The 21,461-nt window shown below is 71.3% G+C and carries 17 protein-coding genes and 1 pseudogene; 12 read left to right on the forward strand and 6 right to left on the reverse strand.

Annotation, left to right across the window (positions count from 1 at the left end; genetic code table 11):
- Positions 1-170: 170 nt before the first annotated feature.
- The 7 genes from JXZ78_RS27600 to metK all read left to right on the forward strand — a co-directional run bounded on the left by JXZ78_RS27600 (position 171) and on the right by metK (position 6,538).
- Entirely contained in the window at positions 171-1,280 is a 1,110-nt protein-coding gene (locus JXZ78_RS27600; RefSeq protein ID WP_030024542.1) for a quinone-dependent dihydroorotate dehydrogenase, read from the forward strand.
- Positions 1,277-2,155, forward strand: a complete 879-nt coding sequence (gene pyrF / locus JXZ78_RS27605; protein ID WP_030024543.1) for an orotidine-5'-phosphate decarboxylase — start codon at positions 1,277-1,279, stop codon at positions 2,153-2,155. Before JXZ78_RS27600 ends, pyrF begins: the two co-directional genes overlap by 4 nt.
- Before the next feature lie 192 nt (positions 2,156-2,347).
- Positions 2,348-2,671: an integration host factor, actinobacterial type gene (mihF, locus tag JXZ78_RS27610; protein WP_030024544.1), complete on the forward strand. Its 324-nt coding sequence runs from the start codon at positions 2,348-2,350 to the stop codon at positions 2,669-2,671.
- Between the two features lie 38 nt (positions 2,672-2,709).
- Positions 2,710-3,303 (forward strand): guanylate kinase, encoded by a 594-nt coding sequence (gmk, locus tag JXZ78_RS27615; protein WP_033040058.1) that lies wholly within the window; start codon positions 2,710-2,712, stop codon positions 3,301-3,303.
- A 39-nt stretch (positions 3,304-3,342) separates the two neighbouring features.
- A complete protein-coding gene (rpoZ, locus tag JXZ78_RS27620; protein WP_003982715.1) occupies positions 3,343-3,615 on the forward strand; it encodes a DNA-directed RNA polymerase subunit omega in 273 nt (90 codons plus the stop codon).
- A 163-nt stretch (positions 3,616-3,778) separates the two neighbouring features.
- Complete coding sequence (coaBC, locus tag JXZ78_RS27625; RefSeq protein WP_238783421.1) at positions 3,779-5,083, forward strand: bifunctional phosphopantothenoylcysteine decarboxylase/phosphopantothenate--cysteine ligase CoaBC; 1,305 nt, start codon at positions 3,779-3,781, stop codon at positions 5,081-5,083.
- A 231-nt stretch (positions 5,084-5,314) separates the two neighbouring features.
- On the forward strand, positions 5,315-6,538 hold the full coding sequence (gene metK, locus JXZ78_RS27630; protein WP_030024550.1) for a methionine adenosyltransferase: 1,224 nt from the start codon (positions 5,315-5,317) through the stop codon (positions 6,536-6,538).
- Positions 6,539-6,615: 77 nt separating this feature from the next.
- Here the strand turns inward: metK and JXZ78_RS27635 are convergent, their stop codons facing one another.
- The 4 genes from JXZ78_RS27635 to JXZ78_RS27650 form a co-directional block, all read right to left on the reverse strand.
- Positions 6,616-7,800 (reverse strand): hypothetical protein, encoded by a 1,185-nt coding sequence (locus tag JXZ78_RS27635; protein ID WP_030024552.1) that lies wholly within the window; start codon positions 7,798-7,800, stop codon positions 6,616-6,618.
- Positions 7,801-7,817: 17 nt separating this feature from the next.
- The gene (locus JXZ78_RS27640; RefSeq protein ID WP_030024553.1) at positions 7,818-9,800 is read right to left on the reverse strand and encodes a hypothetical protein; all 1,983 of its coding nucleotides are present in this window, start codon (positions 9,798-9,800) and stop codon (positions 7,818-7,820) included.
- Complete coding sequence (locus tag JXZ78_RS27645; RefSeq protein WP_050503026.1) at positions 9,797-10,558, reverse strand: toll/interleukin-1 receptor domain-containing protein; 762 nt, start codon at positions 10,556-10,558, stop codon at positions 9,797-9,799. The genes JXZ78_RS27640 and JXZ78_RS27645 overlap by 4 nt, the downstream gene beginning before the upstream one ends.
- Positions 10,559-10,643: 85 nt before the next feature.
- Positions 10,644-11,936, reverse strand: coding sequence for a helix-turn-helix domain-containing protein (locus JXZ78_RS27650; protein WP_030024555.1), 1,293 nt, complete (start codon positions 11,934-11,936; stop codon positions 10,644-10,646).
- Positions 11,937-12,169: 233 nt separating this feature from the next.
- Here JXZ78_RS27650 and JXZ78_RS27655 point away from each other — a divergent pair, with 233 nt between their 5' ends.
- Entirely contained in the window at positions 12,170-14,293 is a 2,124-nt protein-coding gene (locus tag JXZ78_RS27655; RefSeq protein ID WP_238783422.1) for a primosomal protein N', read from the forward strand.
- Positions 14,294-14,422: 129 nt separating this feature from the next.
- Here JXZ78_RS27655 and JXZ78_RS27660 read toward each other — a convergent pair whose 3' ends face one another.
- Positions 14,423-14,965 carry a hypothetical protein gene (locus tag JXZ78_RS27660; RefSeq protein WP_030017382.1) on the reverse strand — a complete coding sequence of 181 codons (543 nt, stop codon included), beginning with the start codon at positions 14,963-14,965 and terminating at the stop codon, positions 14,423-14,425.
- A gap of 245 nt (positions 14,966-15,210) precedes the next feature.
- Here JXZ78_RS27660 and fmt point away from each other — a divergent pair, with 245 nt between their 5' ends.
- The 3 genes and pseudogenes from fmt to JXZ78_RS27675 form a co-directional block, all read left to right on the forward strand.
- Positions 15,211-16,143 carry a methionyl-tRNA formyltransferase gene (fmt, locus tag JXZ78_RS27665; RefSeq protein ID WP_030017383.1) on the forward strand — a complete coding sequence of 311 codons (933 nt, stop codon included), beginning with the start codon at positions 15,211-15,213 and terminating at the stop codon, positions 16,141-16,143.
- A 149-nt stretch (positions 16,144-16,292) separates the two neighbouring features.
- A complete protein-coding gene (locus JXZ78_RS27670) occupies positions 16,293-17,723 on the forward strand; it encodes an RsmB/NOP family class I SAM-dependent RNA methyltransferase (protein WP_030017384.1) in 1,431 nt (476 codons plus the stop codon).
- 263 nt (positions 17,724-17,986) lie between these two features.
- Positions 17,987-18,649: pseudogene (locus JXZ78_RS27675) on the forward strand (TnsA-like heteromeric transposase endonuclease subunit); the annotation flags it as partial.
- 678 nt (positions 18,650-19,327) lie between these two features.
- Here JXZ78_RS27675 and JXZ78_RS27680 read toward each other — a convergent pair.
- The gene (locus JXZ78_RS27680) at positions 19,328-20,377 is read right to left on the reverse strand and encodes an MDR family NADP-dependent oxidoreductase (RefSeq protein ID WP_050501990.1); all 1,050 of its coding nucleotides are present in this window, start codon (positions 20,375-20,377) and stop codon (positions 19,328-19,330) included.
- Between the two features lie 114 nt (positions 20,378-20,491).
- Between JXZ78_RS27680 and JXZ78_RS27685 the strand changes: the two genes are divergently transcribed.
- A complete protein-coding gene (locus JXZ78_RS27685; protein ID WP_030017386.1) occupies positions 20,492-21,391 on the forward strand; it encodes a LysR family transcriptional regulator in 900 nt (299 codons plus the stop codon).
- Positions 21,392-21,461: the final 70 nt, after the last annotated feature.

A 21,461-nucleotide genomic window follows, 5' to 3' on the forward strand; every position in this document is an offset into this window, starting at 1 on the left:
GTCCCCCTCTTCATGAGCCCCGCCCTCTGGACCGCTCATGAGTTCGTCCCCTCGGACGGTCGATGAGCCCGTCCCGTCCCGGACCGCTCACGAGCCCCGTCCACTCCGGACGACCACTCCTGAGCCCGTCTCCTCCGACCTCCTCGACCCGCGGAAGGCCCCGCCCGCTCGTGTACTCCCTCTTCTTCAAACTGATCTTCCAGCGCATGGACCCGGAGAAGGCCCACCACCTGGCCTTCCGCTGGATCCGGCTGGCCGCGCGCGTCCCGGTGCTGCGCACCTTCGCCGCGGCCGTCCTGGCCCCCCGCTACAAGGAGCTGCGCACCGAGGCCCTGGGCCGCCGGATGCACGGCCCCTTCGGGCTGGCCGCCGGCTTCGACAAGAACGCCGTCGCGATCGACGGCATGGCCATGCTGGGCTTCGACCACGTCGAGATCGGCACGGTCACCGCCGAGCCGCAGCCGGGCAACCCCAAGAAGCGCCTGTTCCGCCTCGTACCGGACCGCGCGCTCATCAACCGCATGGGCTTCAACAACGACGGTTCGGCGGCCGTGGCGGCCCGTCTGGCGGCCCGCAACCCGGTCTTCCGCACGACGCTGGGCGTCAACATCGGCAAGACCAAGGTCGTCCCGGAGGACGCGGCGATCGCCGACTACGTGACCTCCACGGAGCGCCTCGCCGGCCACGCCGACTACCTGGTCGTCAACGTCTCCTCGCCGAACACTCCCGGCCTGCGCGACCTCCAGGCCGTCGAGCACCTGCGGCCGCTGCTCGCCGCGGTCCGCGAGGCGGCCGACCGCACCGTCACCGGGCGCCGCGTCCCGCTGCTGGTCAAGATCGCCCCGGACCTCGCCGACCAGGACGTGGACGCGGTCGCCGACCTCGCGGTGGAACTGGGCCTGGACGGCATCATCGCCACCAACACCACCATCGCCCGCGAGAGCCTCGGGACGGCCTCCGATCCGGCCCTGGTCCAGGAGACCGGCGGACTGTCCGGCGCCCCGGTCAAGGCCCGCTCCCTGGAGGTGCTGCGCCGCCTGTACGCCCGTGTCGGCGACCGCGTCACCCTGGTCGGCGTCGGCGGCGTCGAGAACGCCGAGGACGCTTGGCAGCGCATCCTCGCCGGTGCCACTCTCGTACAGGGCTACAGCGCCTTCATCTACGAGGGCCCGTTCTACGCCCGCGCGATCCACAAGGGCCTGGCCGCCCGCCTGCGCAACAGCCCGTACGCCACCCTCGCCGACGCCGTCGGCGCCGAGCACAAGAAGGTGACCTCGTGAGCTCCGTACCCTTCGGTGTCCGTCTGCGGGCCGCCATGGACGCACGCGGCCCGCTCTGCGTCGGCATCGACCCGCACGCCTCCCTGCTGGCCGACTGGGGCCTGAGCGACGACGTGGCGGGCCTGGCGGCCTTCTCGCGGACCGTCGTCGAGGCGCTGGCCGACCGCGTCGCCGTCCTCAAGCCGCAGTCCGCCTTCTTCGAGCGCTTCGGCTCGCGCGGCATCGTCGTCCTGGAGGAGACCGTCGCGGCGGCCCGGCAGGCCGGTGCCCTCGTGCTGATGGACGCCAAGCGCGGTGACATCGGTTCCACCATGGCCGCGTACGCCGCCACCTACCTGGATCCGGCCTCCCCGCTGTTCTCGGACGCGGTCACGGTCAGCCCGTACCTGGGCTACGGGTCGCTGCGCCCGGCCGTCGAGCTGGCCCGGGAGAACGGCTGCGGCCTGTTCGCCCTCGCGCTGACCTCGAACCCCGAGGGGCAGGAGGTCCAGCACGCCGTACGGGCCGACGGCCGTACCGTCGCCGCGACCGTACTGGGCCACCTGAAGGCGGAGAACGCCGACGCCGCCGGCCGGGGGGAGCTGGGCTCCTACGGGGCCGTCGTCGGCGCCACGCTCGGCGACCTGTCCTCGTACGACCTGGCGACCGGCGGGCCGCTGCTCGCGCCCGGCATCGGCGCGCAGGGCGCTACTCCGGCGGACCTCCCGCGGGTCTTCGGGGAGGCGGTCCGCAATGTCGTGCCGAGCGTCAGCCGGGGGGTGCTGCGGCACGGTCCGGACGTCGCGGCACTTCGCGCGGCCGCCCTCGGATGCGCCGACGAAGTGCGCGCAGCGGTCGACGAGGTGCGTACAGCGGTCGAACGGCAGGGACTTTAGTCCCGATATGTCCTGGTCAGCAGAGTCTGACCAGGACTTTTCGTCTGTTCTCGCTGACTCCGAGCGCCTTGGCCGCTAGTCTCCGACGAGAGCAGTGCACGTAAGCGCGTTGCTCGTTGCTCCGCAGATGCGGGGCGACTAGGTTCCACACCGGTCCTTATCCGACAGTTCGACATCCGAGGTGACGTAGGCGTGGCTCTTCCGCCCCTTACCCCTGAACAGCGCGCAGCCGCGCTCGAGAAGGCCGCCGCGGCTCGCCGGGAGCGCGCCGAGGTCAAGAATCGGCTCAAAAACTCCGGCGCTTCCCTCCATGACGTCATCAAGCAGGGCCAGGAGAACGACGTCATCGGCAAGATGAAGGTCTCCGCCCTCCTGGAGTCCATGCCCGGCGTGGGCAAGGTCCGCGCCAAGCAGATCATGGAGCGGCTCGGCATTTCCGAGAGCCGCCGGGTCCGCGGTCTGGGCACCAACCAGATCGCTGCCCTGGAGCGGGAATTCGGCAGCAAGGCCAGCTGAGTTTTCTGGCACCGCCGGGGAACTGGAATAATCGCCGCATGGCTGCAACACCCCGGGGCTCATCCCCCGCATCCCCGGACTCCCGTCCGCGGCTGACCGTGCTCTCCGGCCCCTCCGGGGTCGGGAAGAGCACGGTCGTCGCCCATATGCGCAAGGTCCACCCCGAGGTCTGGCTCTCGGTGTCGGCCACCACCCGCAAGCCGCGCCCCGGGGAGCGGCACGGCGTCCAGTACTTCTTCGTGGACGACGAGGAATTCGACAAGCTCGTCGCCAACGGCGAACTGCTGGAGTGGGCCGAATTCGCGGGCAACCGCTACGGCACGCCGCGCAAGGCCGTCCAGGACCGCCTGGAGGCCGGCGAGCCCGTCCTGCTGGAGATCGACCTCCAGGGCGCGCGGCAGGTCCGCGAGTCCATGACGGAGGCCCAGCTGGTCTTCCTGGCTCCGCCGAGCTGGGAGGAGCTGGTCCGCCGGCTCACCGGCCGGGGCACGGAGGCGCCCGAGGTCATCGAGCGCCGCCTGACGGCCGCCAAGGTCGAGCTCGCGGCCGAGACCGAGTTCGACGTCACCCTGGTCAACACCTCCGTCGAGGCCGTCAGCCGCGAGCTGCTAGCCTTGATGAAGGTTCTTTGATCTTTACACCGGTTTTCACCCCCCTTCGGAAGGCAGAGAGTGTCCTCTTCCATCACCGCGCCCGAGGGCATCATCAACCCGCCGATTGATGAGCTTCTCGAGGCAACCGACTCGAAGTACAGCCTCGTGATCTACGCCGCCAAGCGCGCCCGTCAGATCAACGCGTACTACTCGCAGCTCGGCGAGGGCCTGCTGGAGTACGTCGGCCCGCTGGTCGACACCCACGTCCACGAGAAGCCCCTGTCCATCGCGCTCCGTGAGATCAACGCGGGCCTGCTGACCTCCGAGGCCGTCGAGGGCCCGGCTCAGTGAGCAGTACGGCGTCGAGCGGTACGGCGTCCTGAGGATTCCGCCCCGATGCCTTCACCAAGGGCCCGGCAGCGCCGCTGCCGGGCCCTTGGTGTGTCATGGGAGAGATGACCAACCGGGTCCGCACCCCACGGGGACGGAACCCACGGCGTGGGGAGAGAACGCGATGGACAAGCCGACACAGCCGCGGCCGGAGCCGCAGCAGCCGGCCGCCGGGGCAGCGGGCGGAACTGGCGCGGTGGAGGGGAACGGCCCGGACCGCCGCCCCAAGGTGGTCCTGGGTGTCAGCGGCGGCATCGCCGCCTACAAGGCGTGCGAGCTGCTGCGCCGGCTCACCGAGTCCGGGCACGACGTCCGGGTCGTGCCGACCGCGGCCTCCCTGCACTTCGTCGGCGAGGCCACCTGGTCCGCGCTCTCCGGCAACCCGGCCTCCACCGAGGTGTGGGAATCCGTCCACGAGGTCCCGCACGTACGCATCGGCCAGTCCGCCGACCTGGTCGTGGTGGCCCCCTGTACGGCCGACATGCTGGCCAAGGCCGCCCACGGCCTGGCCGACGACCTGCTCACCAACACTCTCCTCACCGCGCGCTGTCCGGTGATCTTCGCCCCGGCGATGCACACGGAGATGTGGGAGCACCCGGCCACCCAGGAGAACGTCGCCACGCTGCGCCGCCGCGGCGCGGTCGTCATCGAGCCCGCCGTCGGCCGTCTGACCGGCGTGGACACCGGCAAGGGCCGCTTCCCGGACCCCGCCGAGATCTTCGAGACGTGCCGCCGCGTCCTGGCCCGCGGCCCGCGGGGGCTGGAGCGCGACCTCTCGGGCCGGCACGTCGTCGTCAGCGCCGGCGGCACCCGTGAGCCCCTGGACCCGGTCCGCTTCCTGGGCAATCGTTCCTCCGGCAAGCAGGGGTACGCGCTCGCCCGTACCGCCGTGGCCCGCGGCGCCCGCGTCACCCTCGTCGCCGGCAACAGCGAGCTGCCCGACCCGGCCGGGGTGGACGTCGTGCACATCGGTACGGCCGTCCAGCTCCGCGAGGCCGTGCTGAAGGCCGCGGCGGACGCCGACGCGGTGGTCATGGCGGCCGCCGTGGCCGACTTCCGCCCCGCCGCGTACGCCACCGGCAAGATCAAGAAGCAGGACGGCCAGGAGCCCGAGCCGGTGGCCCTCGTCCGCAATCCGGACATTCTCGCTGAGATCTCCGCGGACCGCCCGCGTCCCGGCCAGGTGGTCGTCGGCTTCGCCGCCGAGACCGACGACGTCCTCGCCAACGGCCGGGCCAAACTCACCCGAAAGGGGTGCGACCTGCTGGTCGTCAACGAGGTCGGCGACCACAAGGCGTTCGGATCGGCCGCGAACGAAGCGGTGATCCTGGCCGCCGACGGCGCCGAGACCCCCGTACCGTACGGCCCGAAGGAAGCCCTCTCGGACCGGATCTGGGACCTCGTGGCCCCCCGCCTGACCGCCTCGTAGCCCCCTCCTTCCCCGCCTTTTCCGTGATCGGAGCCCCTCTTCCGGGCCGCTGTCGGAACAAGATCTTCCTCTTTCCGGCAAGGTGTCCCAGGTCACGGTGGGTCCAGAAATCGAGACTACGTGCCCGAACGCGGCTCATGACCGATAAACTGGCCCCGGATCGCGCCGAGCGCAGCTCTCGGCCTTTCCACCAATGATCAGCCAGCAGCCGCTGCAACCCCAGGGAGCGATGTGTCCCGCCGCCTGTTCACCTCGGAGTCCGTCACCGAGGGTCACCCCGACAAGATCGCTGACCAGATCAGCGACACCATTCTCGACGCCCTCCTGAAGGAGGACCCGACCTCCCGGGTCGCCGTCGAGACGTTGATCACCACCGGCCTGGTCCATGTGGCCGGCGAGGTGACGACGAAGGCGTACGCCGACATCCCCAACCTCGTGCGCAACAAGGTTCTGGAGATCGGCTACGACTCGTCGAAGAAGGGCTTCGACGGCGCCTCCTGCGGCGTCTCCGTCTCGATCGGCGCACAGTCGCCCGACATCGCCCAGGGCGTCGACACCGCCTATGAGAAGCGCGTCGAGGGTGCCGCCGCAGGTGAAGACACCGACGAGCTGGACAAGCAGGGCGCGGGCGACCAGGGCCTGATGTTCGGCTACGCCTGCGACGAGACCCCGGAGCTGATGCCGCTCCCGATCAACCTCGCGCACCGCCTCTCCAAGCGCCTGTCCGAGGTCCGCAAGAACGGGACCATCCCGTACCTGCGCCCCGACGGCAAGACCCAGGTCACCATCGAGTACGACGGCCACAAGGCCGTCCGCCTCGACACCGTCGTCGTCTCCTCCCAGCACGCCTCGGACATCGACCTCGACTCGCTGCTCGCCCCCGACATCCGCGAATTCGTCGTCGAGCACGTCCTCAACCAGCTCGTCGAGGACGGCATCAAGCTGGACACCGACGGCTACCGCCTGCTGGTCAACCCCACCGGCCGCTTCGAGATCGGCGGCCCGATGGGCGACGCCGGCCTGACCGGCCGCAAGATCATCATCGACACCTACGGCGGCATGTCCCGCCACGGCGGCGGCGCCTTCTCCGGCAAGGACCCGTCCAAGGTCGACCGCTCGGCCGCCTACGCCATGCGCTGGGTCGCCAAGAACGTCGTAGCGGCCGGGCTGGCCGCCCGCTGCGAGGTCCAGGTCGCCTACGCCATCGGCAAGGCCGAGCCGGTGGGCCTGTTCGTCGAGACCTTCGGCACCGCCACCGTCGACGTCGACAAGATCGAGAACGCCATCGCCGAGGTCTTCGACCTCCGCCCGGCCGCCATCATCCGCGACCTCGACCTGCTCCGCCCGATCTACGCCCAGACCGCCGCCTACGGCCACTTCGGCCGCGAACTGGACGAGTTCACGTGGGAGCGCACGGACCGCGTGGAGGCGCTGCGGGGGGCTGTGGGGCTGTAAGGCTCCGACAGATTTCGTACTCGCACAGCGTTGAAGGCCCGCCCCCGCTGGGGCGGGCCTTTGGCGTGCGGGTGGGGTCAGGGCCGGGGCGCGGGTGGCGGCTCCTGAGGCGAAGGCGGTTCGGGGCCGCGATCCCCGGGTGAAGACGGGCCGAGTCCGGGACCCCCGGCGTCCGGGTCTTCTTCTTGAACGGCGCTCTCGTACGGCGGGGGAGCGGGCGGAGCAAAATGATCGCGGACGGCTGCTGCCGCTTCAGCCGCGACCGGGCCGGAACACTTGGCGATGTTCTCCGCGACGCGTTGGGCCAGCATCGCGCCCTCCGCTGTGCCGGGGATGCCCAGCTCCTTCAGCAGGAGGCCGACACAGTCGACGGTTCCGGAACCGGGGCCCGGCTCGCCGTCCTCCGGACCGGTGGCGAAGTCCTCCCACGGGGTGTGCGGGCGGTACCCGTCGGCCGACGGTGATGCTTCCGCTTCCGCTTCCTCGACGGGTTCGGGGAAATCCCTGGTGTTGGCCGCTCCGGCGAGCCGGGTGAGGGTGCCGATCAGATCGACGGTGTGCTCGATCGCTTCCTCGTTCCGGGACAGGTACCAGACGACGGCGCTGCCGGGGTCCTTGAGTACGTCGTCGCCCAGGTACGCGCGTTTGCTCTTCTCGTATTTGCGCTCGTGCTCCCAGACGGCCTCGTCCTTGCGCACGGTCGAGAGCTTGCTCAGCCGGTCACGGTCGGGCTCGCTCAGGGTGAGAGTGACGGCGTCGGCCATCGCCAGGACCCGGCCGGACGCATCGCCTTGCATGGTGCCCAGTACTCCGCCCAGCTGGTGCTGGATCAGCGAACAGCGCTGCGGGAGCTGCTGAGCGGTGACGGCGCGGGCGCGCTCCAGTATCGCGCTCACAGCCAGGCCGCCGGGGCTCACCGGAGGGCCGTAACCGGATTCGTCGAGGACGGCCCAGCGGATCCGGGCGGAGAAGAGGAAGTCGTAGTCGGGTGACTGACTGGGCAGCGCCACCTCGGTGATGAAACGTTCCTGCGGCTCTCTGGGAGGGATCGGCAGATCGGGGTCGGCGAGCGCCTCCCGCGGGATCAACGGCTTCCTGCGGTCGGTGACCACGAACACGGTGACCGCTCCGGCCAGCAGGGACAGGGCCAGCACGGGCCACAGCCACAACGGCTGCCAGCCCAGCGCCAGCCCGGCGATGGCGACGAGCAGTTCGCCGATCACCGTGACGAACATGGTGAAGGTTTTATGGCCCGAACTCATCTTTCCTGTCCCCCGAGTCAGCTGCTCACGTGCTGGGCAGCATTGATTTTGCGCCAGACCAGTGCTGAGACGTCCGCCTTCGCCGCTTGCTCTTCTCCGAAGGCGCACGGCAGGTGCCAGTCCAATGCGTAGATTTCGCCGAGAAGTTCGCCGCGTCCCTCACAGGCCTGCACCAGAACGTCCAGAACGTTTTCCCGCGCAGCCGGCCACTTACGGGCAGTCCTCAGCCAGTCGGCCGTTCTGGCACGGCAATCAGCAAAGGGACGCGCCGCGAGAACTGCGCGCCAGCCGGCGGTCAATTGCCGCCGTACGACTGGTTCGGCTATCAGTGGCCGGGCCCGTCCTCCCGGGTCGGCGAAGCGCTCCGGTTCGGCGAGCCGCCAGAACAACTCGATTTCACGGGCGCGGCGCCAGGCGGAGAGAGACCGGCTCCAGGCGCGGTCGATACGGTCCAGCAGGCGTCGTGTCAGGCGGCTTTCGGAAAAGGCCAGGTCGAACAGTGCGTCGTGGGCGATGGGCGCGGTATCGGCGGTTTCCCGGCGGGCGAGGTGAAGGAGCCGTACCAAAGCGCTGTCGGGGTGCTGGACGGCCATGGCCCCGGAGCAGACACCGACCAGGACCCGTACCAAGCCGGGGCTCGGCTGCCGCCCGGTCGCCCATTCGTAGGTCTTCTCCCGGAAATGACCACCGTGCGTCTCGTCGCGCAGTCCGGTGTCCAAGGCGAGGTAGGCTGATCGATGCAGCCACGACGGCGTTCCGCCGGACGCGGAGGCCCACGCGACCGCGGTTCCGGACAGCTCTTCGGGGCTTTCGGTGCGCAGACACTGCCGGGCATATCGCAGGACAAGAGCGTCAGGCTTCTCGCCGGCGGCAGCGGAGTCCCGGACCAGGCGGTCCGTCCAGACGCGCAGGACGGGCCGTAATTCCGGGAAATCGTCCCAGAAGCAGTCGCTGACCGCTTCGTCGTAGCGAAGGCCGCGGAATTCCACCCGGCCCCCGGCCGTCAGTTCCGCGCCGACGTCGGACAGGCGTTGCGGCAGTGTCGTACGGCTGAGCAGGGGTTGCACCACATGCGGCTCGTCCGCGGCCTGCAGCAATTGGGCAGCCGCTTTCTGGACGGTCTGTCCGCGGGCTCCATGCAGCATGGCGCACGACAGAAAGAGGGCCCGTTGTGCACCGGAGGACCGCTCCAGAATCTCGCGCACCTCAGTCTGCCGCCGGAGGGTGGCCGCCAGCGCGCGTTCCAGCCAGTCCTTGAAGTAACCGGTATCCGGGCTCTGCTGGTCGCGGTACTGCTTGACGAGGTCCGCGAACTGGGCGACCTCGCGCATGTGCGCGGTGGCGAGAAACGAGGTCAGCTCGCCACGGGAGAATTCCGCCTCCTCCGGAATGATGCGCTCGGCGTGCAAATGCCTGCGCAGCACCTTGAGGGCTTCCGGCCGGCCCACCGGGACGCGTAAGCCGCTCAGATCGTCGCGGACACGGGCCTCGGACGGCAGCGCGACGGTGAGCCAGGCGGACTTCGCCTGCACGGCGGCGCGGAACTCGGACATCTCCCGTTGTGCTTGCTCCAGGACGTCCGGCCCGGCGGCCGTGAGATCCAGCAGCATCAAGTCGGACTGCTGAACATCGTCCGGGTGAAGGATGGACCCGCCCGACCCGTCGTTCTCCTCCACCCGGTCCGGCAGCCTGACGAATCGGCTGCCGCTGCCCTGCTGCCGCTCGTACAGCAGCTCGCGCGCTGCCGCGCTGCGCCCGCTGCCGACCGGGCCGCTGATCAATACGGTGCGGTATTCCGAAAGGCGGTCCCGGGCCTGGTCGAAACCCGGCGGGAAGACGAATCGGCGGTGCAGTCGGAAGAGTTCGTCCCGGGCGGCGTCGCGTGGAGGGCGGCGGGGAGTGCCGGTGGGTGATGAGCCGAAGTAGACGTACTGATCGCCGGTTCCCGAATGCAGCGGGCCGGAGGCGTCACCGAGAGCCGTCCCGATGAATTCGGTCACCGGCCGTCGCTCTCGTCCTGGGGCGGAGTGGCGTGGAAGCTGATACCGCCTTGGTTGCCACCGGTGACGTGTACGCCACTTCCCCCGGACTGGTGGTTGGAGTGGGTGTACTGGTCGCCTTGGTGCGAGTTCACGTACTGGTTCCCCTGGCCACTGTGCACGGCACCGCTCGGCTTGTTGAGCGCGGTGCCGATGGTGCCCGCCTGGAAGACCGTGCCGTGATTGCCGTCGACGGTGTTGCGGGTCTTCGTTCCGGCGTCGCCGTCCCGGGCGGTACGGGAATCCGCCGCACCCAGCCGGGGAATCAGCCGGGCGAGCTCGTCGGCGAGCAGGTCCAGGTCGTGGTGCGAGGTGTAGGAGGAGACCCGGCGGAACTGGCGGCGCGTCAGTTCGCGAATGCCGACCGGAAGACGGTCGGCGGCCGGCGGGGTGGTGTCCGGACCGATGAGTACGGGAATGACCTGGGCTCCGCTCTCCAGCGCCTCGGCGATTTCGCGACACGTCCAGTCGTCCCCGCCGCCCGCTGTCTGTCCGAGAAGGCCGTCCAGCCAGCGTGGCCCCATGACGGCCAGCAGCACGCTGCAGTTCCGTACGGCTGACCGCAGGGCTTCCGGGAAGAGGCTGCCCGCCGGAATCGATTTACCGTCCCGGAAGACCAGCTCCGTACCGAACCGCTGGGACAGATGATTTTCGATGAGAGCGGCACCGTCCGGTGCGTCCGCCGTGCGGTAATTGATGAATATCTCGGGTTGCTGCATCGCAGAATCTCCATTTCGGTACTGGACAGTGACCGGTGCGGGACGACGTCCGGCGCGGACGGTTCCCCGACGCCGGCGGGGAAATTCAGGCCGTGGGGCGCAGGGCCGAAGTGAGCTGCGGGGTGATCTCCCGCACCGCGGCATTCGAGCTGTGCCGGGTCAGCAGGCGGGCCAGCCGTCGTACATCGGCCTGGACCGTTGCCGAACCGACCTGGGACACGGGCCCGAGCAGTGCCCCCGCCACGGAACAGGCGTGCTCGATGTGGCCGGCCGCGGCGTGGCTGAGCGCGCGGCGCATGCCGTAGCGGACCTGGTTGCGTACGGAATGGCCGGGCAGCCGGGCGGTCTCGGCGTCGAGGATGTCGGCGGCCTGTTGCGGACGGCCGAGGTCGTAGAGGCACCAACCGGTCGCCATGGAGACGGGGTCCGTCAGGTTGCTGCTCCCGATGACCGGGAGATCGGGGTCTTCGGTGTCGGCACCCAGCAAGGCGCGTGCGGTCTCCAGCCGGCGCATACAGGCCCGGTGATCCCCGGCGAGAGCGTGCCCCTGTGCTTCCTGCTGAGCGGCCAGGCCTCTGATGCGCGGTGGCGCGTCCTTGGTGGCCGCTGCCCGTCCGGACAGGTCGATGGTCGCGGGGGCGTCGCCGGCATAGAAGGAGATCAACGCCTGCCGGGCCAGCGCGTAGGTCGCCAGGTGCCGGTCGCCGCCGGCTTCGGCGAGGTCGACCGCGCGCCGGGTCAGCCATGACGCGGCGCGGTCGTTGCCGGACTCCTGGGCCATCCACCCCGCGAATTCCGCGTAGCGGGACGCCAGGACGAGAAGTCCGCGCCGGGTTCCGCCTGCCGAGCGGGTGGCGAGATCGCGTAAGGCCTGGGCCTGGGCCACCAGGGGCGGCACCAGGGCACCGGGTTCCGCGTACTGGCCCAGTCGGCGGTACTGGTCGAACATCGCCCGCGAGGCCTGGAGCAGCCCGGCGTCCACCGGGGACGCCGTGGCCGGTTCCTCGCCCGCGGCCACGGCGAGCAGGCAGGAGGCGCCCAGTGCCAGGGCACGGCGGCGGTCCATGGCGGCGAAGCGGACCGAGCCGTCTGCGTCCCACTGCATGATCCACACCTCTTCGTCGGGCCGGGACTCGGGGAGGGGCGCCGCCTCCGTCGCTTCCGGTGGCGGCACCAGCGCCGTCAGTGCGCCGTCGGCGCACAGAGCGGCGTCGCAGAGCCGGGCGAGCTCGGACGTGGGGCGTTTGAGTCCCGTCTCGACCTTGCTCAGGTGGCCCTTGCTGTAGTGCACCGCCATGGCCAGCCGGGTGAGGGACCACCCCGCGGTCGTGCGGCGCTTTCGGAGTGCGGTTCCGAACGCGATCGGCTGCTTCGACACGTGAACCTCCGGCATGTCGACCGTGCGGCCGCTCGGGCGGTCCCGGCTCCGGACGTCAGCCTGCTGGCGTCGAGCCGATGCCGACAAGGCAGCCGGACGGTTTCCCGTTTCCTCTTCGTGTTCCGGGCGTGGCCCGGAGAGGCAGCGAACCGGAACGGCCGCCCCCTGTCGACCCCTCGGGCCCGTCCCCGGCGCCACCGCCGCTGTCAGTCCCGTCTGCTAAGACTGATGCTGTGAGCAGGGAAGACGACGGGCCGGGTGCGGAGCCGGAGCAGCTTGCGTTGATTCGGGAGGCGGTGCGGGGGACGAAGGCGGCGCGGGCGAAGCCGCGGACGTGGCGGGGGGCCGAGCTGGCGGAGCGGTTGCCGGTGGCGCGGGTGCTGGTGGACAAGGGGCTGGTGCATCTCGACCGGTATTTCGACTACGCGGTGCCGGCGGCGATGGACGCGGAGGCGCAGCCCGGGGTGCGGGTGCGGGTGCGGTTCGGGGCCGGGGAGAAGGGGGGCCGGCGGGAAGGGGGGAAGCTGGTCAGCGGGTTCGTGGTGGAGCGGGTGGCGGAGAGCGAGTACCGGGGGGTGCTGGCGCCGATCGCGCAGGTGCTGTCGCCGGAGCGGGTGCTGTCGCCGGAGTTGCTGGGGCTGTGCCGGGCCGTCGCCGACCGGTATGCGGGGACGCTCGCGGACGTGGTGCAGCTGGCGGTGCCGCCGCGGCGGGCGCGGGTGGAGGGGCGGGGGAGCGGGGAGCTGCTGCCGGTCGACGCGCCTCCGGAGGCAGGGAGTTGGAGCAGGTATCCGGCGGGTCCCGGGTTCTTGGCGGCGTTGGGGCGGGGGGACACGCCGCGTGCCGTGTGGACGGCGTTGCCGGGGCCGTACTGGCCGCAGGAGCTGGCGCGGGCGATGGCCGCGACGCTGGCCTCGGGGCGTGGGGCGCTGGCCGTGCTGCCGGACGGGCGGGCCGCCGCGCGGGTGGACGCGGCGCTGGGGGAGTTGATCGGGGAGGGGCGGCATGTGGTGCTGAGCGCCGATGCCGGGCCCGAGGAGCGGTACCGCCGGTGGCTGGCGGTCAGCCGGGGCGCGGTGCGGGCGGTGATCGGGACGCGGGCGGCGATGTTCGCGCCGGTGCGCGATGTCGGGTTGGTTGCCATTTGGGATGACGGGGACGGTAGTCACAGTGATCCGCACGCGCCGCAGCCGCATGCGCGGGAAGTGCTGTTGCAGCGGTCGGTGACGGAGCGGGCGGGTTTCCTGCTGGGCGGGCTGAGCTGCACGGTCGAGGCGGCGCAGCTGGTGGAGACGGGCTGGGCACGCCCGCTGACGGCCGAGCGTGAGCAGGTACGGGCCGCGGCGCCGCTGGTCCGTACGGTCGGTGACGCCGACGAGGCGCGGGACGCGGCGGCTCGGGCCGCGCGGCTGCCGACGCTGGCGTGGCAGGTGGTGCGCGAGGGGCTCCGGCGTGGGCCGGTGCTGGTGCAGGTGCCGCGGCGGGGATACGTACCGCGGCTGGCGTGCGAGCGGTGCCGGGAGCCTGCGCGCTGCCGGACCTGTGCCGGGCCGCTGGAGGCGCGGGACGCGGGCGAGCTGCGGTGCGGCTGGTGCGGGCGTGAGGAGGGAGACTGGCGCTGCGGGGAGTGCGGAGGTGTGCGGCTGCGCGCCCAGATCGTGGGGGCGCGGCGGACGGCGGAGGAGCTGGGACGGGCGTTTCCGGCGGTGCCGGTGCGCACGTCGGGGCGCGACCATGTGCTGGACACGGTGCCCGGCGCCCCGTCCCTGGTGGTGAGCACGCCGGGCGCGGAGCCGGTCGCCGAGGGCGGTTACGCCGCCGCGTTGCTGCTGGACGGGTGGGCGCTGCTGAGCCGTCCCGACCTGCGGGCGGGCGAGGAGGCGCTGCGGCGCTGGCTCCAGGCCGCGGCGCTGGTCCGGGGCCATGCGGAGGGCGGCACGGTCGCGGTCATCGCGGAGGCGACGCTGCGCCCCGTACAGGCGCTGGTGCGCTGGGACCCGGCCGGGCACGCGGTGCGCGAGCTGGCGGAGCGGGCCGAGCTGGGCTTCCCGCCGGTGTCCCGGATGGCGTCGGTGACGGGCCGTCCCGAGGACGTGGCGGAGATGCTCGCGGCGGCCGGGCTGCCGGAGGGTGCCGAGGTGCTGGGCCCCGTACCGGTGCCGGCTCCCGACGCGGGACGGCCGCGCCGGCCGGGGGACCCGCCGCCCGGGGAGGAGTGGGAACGGGCGCTGGTACGGGTACGCCCCGGCCAGGGTGCCGCGCTGGCGGCGGCCTTGAAGACGGCGCAGGCGGCGCGGCTGGTCAAACGGGAGGGGGAGGCGGTGCGGGTGCGGATCGATCCGCCCGATCTCGGGTAGCCGGGCAGGGGGTCCGCTGGTGCTGGTGCTGGTGCTGGTGCTGGTGCTGGTGCTGGTGGTGCGGTGGGCGCGGCTGGGGTGGGAGGCAAGAGGGGCCGCCCCGGGGGCGGGCCGGGGCGGTGGGCGTGGTCAGCCGTTGCGGGGGCCGGGGAAGACGCCGGGGCGCGCCTCTTCCCGCGCGGGGACGGAGGCCTGGCCCGGCAGCGTACGTGCGGCAGGGACGGCCGGTGCGCTCGGCAGACCGGGGGAGACGGCCAGGCCGCGGGCCGCCGACGGCTCGGGTGTACGGACCGCGTCACCGGTCTCCGGGCCGGGCTGGGAGGTGGAGCGACGGGCGCCGTAACGGCGGTGCACGGCCTGTTTGGTGACGCCCAGGGCGGAACCCACCGCGTCCCAGGAGAAGCCCAGCGAACGGTCGAAGTCCACCGCCGCCGTGACGAGGGTCTCGACGCTGTCGCGCAGTTCCTGGGCGAGACGTACGGTCGGGGCAGGGGCGCGCCCGTAGACGACGAAGCCGGCGGACGGGCCGGTGCGCCGCGGCCGGTAGACGTTGCCGAGCTGAGCTGTCAGGGTGCGCAGGGCGTCCACCTGCCGGCGGACCCGCTCGATGTCCCGTACCAGTAGGTGCAGGCTGGCGCGTGCCTGGGCGTCGTGGGTTGCGTGGTCGGCCATGAACAAGCCTCTCGAACCGGCGTTGAATGTGCAGAGAATCGTGACAAGAAGGTGAAAACGAGCGGGCCGCGAGGGCGGCCCGGTCGGTCAATGCTGCTTGACCAACGCGACAGACGCGGCTTCGGTCACGGTATGGGGGCGTACGGGTTCCAATGAGGGGCGCGCGTCTGTTCGCACGCCCCCCGAAGGTGTGGCCCATAGACTGGTGCGCCGTTCCGCAGCGTGTGAGAGGTAGTACGCCACCCATGAGGCTCGTCTTCGCCGGCACCCCCGAGGTCGCCGTACCCGCCCTGGATGCCCTGATCGCCTCGGACCGGCACGAGGTCGTCGCCGTCGTCACCCGGCCCGACGCCCCGGCCGGCCGCGGCCGGCGGCTGGTCGCCAGCCCGGTCGCCGAGCGCGCGGAGGAGGCCGGCATCGAGGTGCTCAAGCCCGCCAGACCGCGTGACGAGGACTTCCTCGCCCGGCTGCGGGAGATCGCGCCGGACTGCTGCCCGGTGGTGGCCTACGGGGCACTGCTCCCCAAGGTGGCCCTGGACATTCCCGCGCACGGCTGGGTCAACCTGCATTTCTCGCTGCTCCCCGCATGGCGCGGCGCCGCCCCGGTGCAGCACGCCGTACTGGCGGGCGACGAGGTGACCGGCGCCTCCACCTTCCTCATCGAGGAAGGGCTGGACTCCGGGCCGGTGTTCGGGGTGGTGACGGAGGAGGTACGGGCGACCGACACCAGCGGCGACCTGCTGACCCGGCTGGCCCTCGCCGGGGCCGGGCTGCTCGCCGCCACCATGGACGGCATCGAGGACGGCACGCTCACGCCGGTGCCGCAGCCGGCCGACGGCATCACTCTCGCGCCCAAACTCGAGGTCGAGGACGCGAAGGCGGACTGGACGGCGCCCGCGCTGCGTGTGGACCGGGTCGTGCGCGGGTGCGCGCCCGCGCCCGGCGCGTGGACCGTCTTCCGGGGGGAGCGGCTGAAGCTGTTGACGGTCGGGCTGGTGACGGACCGTACGGACCTGGCCCCCGGCGAACTCGCCGTCACCAAGAAGGCGGTGTACGCCGGCACCGGCAGCCACGCGGTGGAACTGCTGTGGGTGCAGCCGCAGGGCAAGAAGCCGATGCGCGGCGCGGACTGGGCGCGCGGGGTGCGGATCGGTGAAGGGGAGCGGCTGGGGGAGTGAGGCGGGGAGCGGGACGGGGTGAGGCGGGCAAGTGAGCCGGGAGCGGCGCCGGAGGCGGCGGCCCCGGCGGGCACCGCCCCGTGGCGCGCCCCGCCGTGCCACGTAGGCTGGGGGCGAACCTCGTCTCGTATCAGCGGAGCACATTTCTCGTGAGTGGTCAGTCGCGTCGTCCCAGCAAGCCCTACCGCCGGCCCAAGAAGGACCCGGTCCGGATACTCGCCTTCGAGGCGCTGCGGGCCGTCGACGAGCGGGACGCGTACGCCAACCTGGTGCTGCCCCCGATGCTGCGCAAGGCGCGCGAGAACGAGGACTTCGACGGGCGGGACGCGGCGCTGGCGACCGAGCTGGTGTACGGCACGCTGCGGCGGCAGGGCACCTACGACGCGATCATCACGCGCTGCGTGGACCGGCCGCTGCGGGAGGTGGACCCGCCGGTCCTGGACGTCCTGTCGCTCGGCGCGCACCAGCTGCTCGGTACGCGCATCCCGACGCACGCCGCGGTGAGCGCGACCGTCGAACTGGCCCGTGTGGTGCTGGGCGACGGGCGGGCCAAGTTCGTCAACGCGGTGCTGCGCAAGATCGCCGCGGACGACATGGACGGCTGGCTGGAGCGCGTCGCGCCCGAGTACGACGACGACCCCGAGGAGCACCTGGGGATCGTGCACGCGCACCCGCGCTGGGTCGTCTCGGCGCTCTGGGACGCGCTCGGCGGCGGCCGCGCCGGCATGGAGGACCTGCTGGAGGCCGACAACGAGCGGCCCGAGGTCACGCTGGTGGCACGGCCGGGGCGGTCCACCACCGAGGAACTCATCGAGGCCGTGGGGGAGGAGAGCGCCCTGCCGGGACGCTGGTCCCCGTACGCGGTACGGCTTGCCGAGGGCGGTGAGCCCGGCGCCCTGGACGCGGTGCGCGAGGGCCGGGCCGGTGTGCAGGACGAAGGCAGCCAGCTGGTCGCGGCGGCGCTGGCCAACGCGCCCGTGGAAGGCACCGACCGCATCTGGCTGGACGGCTGCGCGGGGCCGGGCGGCAAGGCAGCCCTGCTGGGCGCGCTCGCCGCGCAGCGCGGTGCCAAGCTGCTCGCCTCCGAGAAGCAGCCCCACCGCGCGCGCCTGGTGGCCCGATCGCTGGCCGGCAACCCCGGCCCGTACGAGGTCATCGCGGCAGACGGCACCCGCCCGCCGTGGCGGCCCGGCTCCTTCGACCGGGTGCTGATGGACGTCCCGTGCACCGGTCTCGGCGCGCTGCGCCGCCGCCCCGAAGCGCGCTGGCGGCGCCGCCCGGAGGACCTGGACAGCTTCGCGCCGTTGCAGCGGGAGCTGCTGCGCCAGGCGCTGGTGTCGGTACGGGTCGGCGGAGTCGTCGGCTACGCGACCTGCTCGCCCCACCCGGCCGAGACACGAGCCGTGGTGGAGGACGTCCTCAAGGGGCGGGCCGGCGCGGACGTGACGGCGGAATGGATCGACGCCCGCCCGCTGATCCCGGGCGTGCCTGCACTGGGCGACGGACCGGACGTACAGCTGTGGCCGCACCTGCACGGTACGGACGCGATGTACCTGGCGCTGCTGCGGCGGACGGCGTGACGCCCGGGGGATTGTGTAGCGTCCCAGAATGAATGACCCTTTCTCATTCTTCGTGGCTCCTGTCTGGCCCAAGGGCCACGAAGAATGAGACAAGGCGTGTCCATGCAATCGAACTCTTGCAAAAGTTCCGCTGAGCGCCTGTACGGTTCGCCTTTCCTGTGGGACGTTCAGGCTGAAAACCTGCGGTGAACTGCCGACGGTCCATCTAGCCCGCAACTTCCGGAGGCTGTGTGCATGGGGACGATTGTGCTACTTCGGTGACCATGCGCCGTCAGGACGGCAAGATCACCCCCGAGCCATGGTCCCGTCTCGGCGTTGATGGTCTGGAGGACCTGCTTCCGTGGCGCACCTTCCGCTGGCGCTCCGGGCAAAAGCACTACTCAGGGACCTACTGGTCCTCGACCATGGGCGCCCATGTCATCCATGAGTCGCGGTTGGAGCTCACGCGTCTGCTGTATGCAGATTTTGCGTGCGAGGTTCGCTTCATATGCGCTCAACCATTTCTGATCACTGCGGAAGTCGATGGGAAGGCGCGGCGCCACGTGCCGGATTTTCTCATCCTGCGTGATGGCCGGGTGCCCTTGGTGGTGGGCGTCAAGCCCCGCCAGTTCCTGACGCGGCCCACGGTCGCATTTTGTCTGGATTGGGCCTGGGACGTGGTGGAGTCGGGTCACAGGGAATTTGAGGTGTGGTGCGAGCCGCCAGAGAAGGAACTGGCCAATTTACGGTTCCTGGCCGGGTACCGGCGGGAATGGCTTCTCACCCCGGGGCTGCTGGAAGCGATACGGGAGAGCGACTTCAACGGGGCGTCGCTGAAGGATGCCTTCCGAGCCTTCCCCGCTTGGCCGGCCGAGGTGGCTCGTGCAGGCGTACTGCATGCCCTGTGGGCCCAGGTGTATTCAACGGACCTGAGCACGGTCTTGACCGCTGAGCATGAGCTTCGTCGGGTCCCGGCTGTGGTCACGGGCGCGGGCATGAACCTCCTGCCTCGTCCCACGGCCGCTCTCGAGGGCGGTGACCAGCAGCGGACCGAGCGACAGAAGACTGAAGCCCCGCTTTCGGGAGGGCGCATGAGCGGTGCGGGTGGCGTGCGTGTCGGGGTAGGAACACGGCTGCTTTACGACGGGGAGACCATCACAGTAGAGAAGATGTTCGGCGCCGCAGCCGACAACGAGATCCTCGTCCGGGACGGACGGGACCGACGATTTCGGCTGTCCCTACGGGAAGTGCTGACGTCCGGCCGTGCCACCGTGATCCCGCCAGGGCCTGGGCCGTCCTCCGAAGATCCAGGCGAGACGGCATCGGTGATGCTGCCCCAGCTTGATGACGACGCGCTTGCCGCAGTTCGCGAACGGGCCGCGCACATGAACGAGGTCATCTGCGGCTTCCGGTCCGGCTCTCCCCTGCTGGCGGCGCCGGGCGAGCCGCGCCCGCAGTACGCCCCGGGCACGCCGAAGACGGCGCGCTACCAGGCACTGAGAATCCCGCGCCGAGCGTTCTTGCTCCACCTGGCAACCCCGCAGCTCACCACAGCATCCACGGACGGACTCAACGGGCGACCGGACGCCCTGCTCGGCAGGTCGACGCTTCCGGAAAGCGGGGCCTTACAGCTCCACCAGGACCGCTCCCACGTGGCAACCTTCGACCAGTTCGCGCAGGGCCCTGGGGGCGCTGTCGAGGCCGTGCAGCCTGGAGTGCGGAAAAGTCAGTGTGCCGGCGCGCAGCCCGGCGCCGAACTGTTGGTACCACTCGGGGATCAGGTCGAGGTGGTCCGCGTGCAGGACGGTGCCGCGCAAGGTGATGCCCCGGGTCAGCAGGGAGAAGGTGTCGATGGCCGTGGTGGGTGAGCCGGAGTCTGCGAGCTGGGCGCCCAGCGCCCCGACGAGGGCGATGCGGGCGCCGCGGTTGGCGACGGCGATGGACGCCTGCAGCTGCTCACCGCCGACGTTGTCGATCACCGCGTCGACGCCCTCCGGAGCGGCAGCGCGCAGCTGCTCCTCGATTGGCCCTGCGCCGCGGAGGACGACGGCGTCGTAGCCGAGTTCCTTGCGCAAGATGTCCGCCTTTCGCTGCGAGCCGGCGCTGCCGATGATCCGCCGGGCCCCGCGCAGCCGGGCGGCCTGCCCGGCAAGGGACCCCACACCGCCCGCAGCGCCGCTGACGAAGACCGTGTCCCCGGGGCGTACCTCGGCTCCGCGGGTGACGCCCATCCAGGCCGTGGGGCCCTGGGACAGGTAGGCGGCCGGGTCGGGCAGCAGGCCGGGATCGACGTGCTGTGCGGCGGAGGCGTCCACCAGGGCGTACTCGCGCCAGCCCAGGTCGTGTTGTACGAGGTCGCCGGGGGCGAAGCCGGTACCGGGGGCGGACACGACCTCGCCGATCGCGGGGCCGTACAGCGGCTCACCGAGTGCGAAGGAGCGCATCGGCACGCTGGTCGTTTCGTCCATGAGCGTCCGCATGACGGCGGCCACGCTCATCACCTCGGTGCGTACCAGGAGCTGGCCGGGCTCAGGGGAGGGGGTCGGGACCTCGGCGGTCTCGAAGAGGTCGTCCGTGAGCGGCGTCCCCGGCGCGGGGCGGGCGGCCAGCCGGACTTCGCGGTGGGTGCGCAGGTCATGGCGGGCGTGGCGGCGGCCGGAGGGTGCGGTGGTCATGGTGGTCAGCTCCTGGAGAAGTGGGCTCGTACGCCTCCCACACTCCGGCCTCTGATGGATCACGTCCAACGAATGTTTTTGCTCGCAACCATCACCATGAGAGATGGTTGGGGAATGGAACTGCGCCAGTTGGAGTGCTTTGTCGCGGTGGCCGAGGAGTCGAGCTTCACGCGCGCCGCCGCCCGACTGCACGTCGTGCAGTCGGCTGTGTCGGCGACGATCGCGGCCCTGGAAGGGGAACTGCACACCAGGCTGCTGGAACGCACCTCCAGGCGGGTCACCCTCACGGACGCGGGACACGCGTTGCTGCCGAAGGCCCGGGCGGCCCTCGACGCCGTCCGGGACGCGCGGGACGCCGTCGACGACGTCAACGGTGGCGTCCGCGGCACCCTGCGCGTCGGGACGATGAGTTCTCTCGGGTCGATCGACCTGCCGACGCTGCTGGGCCGCTTCCACCGCGAGCACCCCGCGGTCTCCGTGCGCCTGGCCACCGCGGCGTCATGCGGCGGCTCCCCCGGGCTCCTCGAGGCGCTCACCGAGGGCAGGCTCGACCTCGCGTTCGTCTCCATTCCGGGCTCGCCGCCGCCCGGCGTGCAGTGGACAGATCTCACCACTACCCCGTTGGACCTCGTCGTTCCTGCGGGACACCGGCTTGCCACGCAGAGCCGGGTGGCGCTCGGGGAGCTGGCCGACGAGGCGTTCGTCGACTTCCCCTCCGGTTACGGCAACCGCGCCGTGACAGATCGCGCGTTCGCCACGGCCGGGCTGCAACGCCAAGTCGCCATCGAGATCACCGCCATCGGGGACGGCGCCGACTTCGTCCGCCACGGCCTGGGCGTCGCTCTGCTGCCTCGGGGTAGTACCGGTCCCGACGACGGCCTCATCGCGCTGCCCGTCACCGGGGCGGACCTCAACTGGCCCATCTCCCTGGCCACGTCCGGCAACCGCACCTCCAGCGCGGCGGCACGCGCCTTCGAGCGCTTGGTCGACCAGCATCTGCGGTGGGTGAGGTGAGACCAATCTTGATCGGCCTCGGTTGAGACACCACGGAGAATCCCAGGTCGAGTGCTCGCGATGGGCCAGT

The organism is Streptomyces monomycini (assembly GCF_022271435.1).
Classification (GTDB): domain Bacteria; phylum Actinomycetota; class Actinomycetes; order Streptomycetales; family Streptomycetaceae; genus Streptomyces; species Streptomyces monomycini.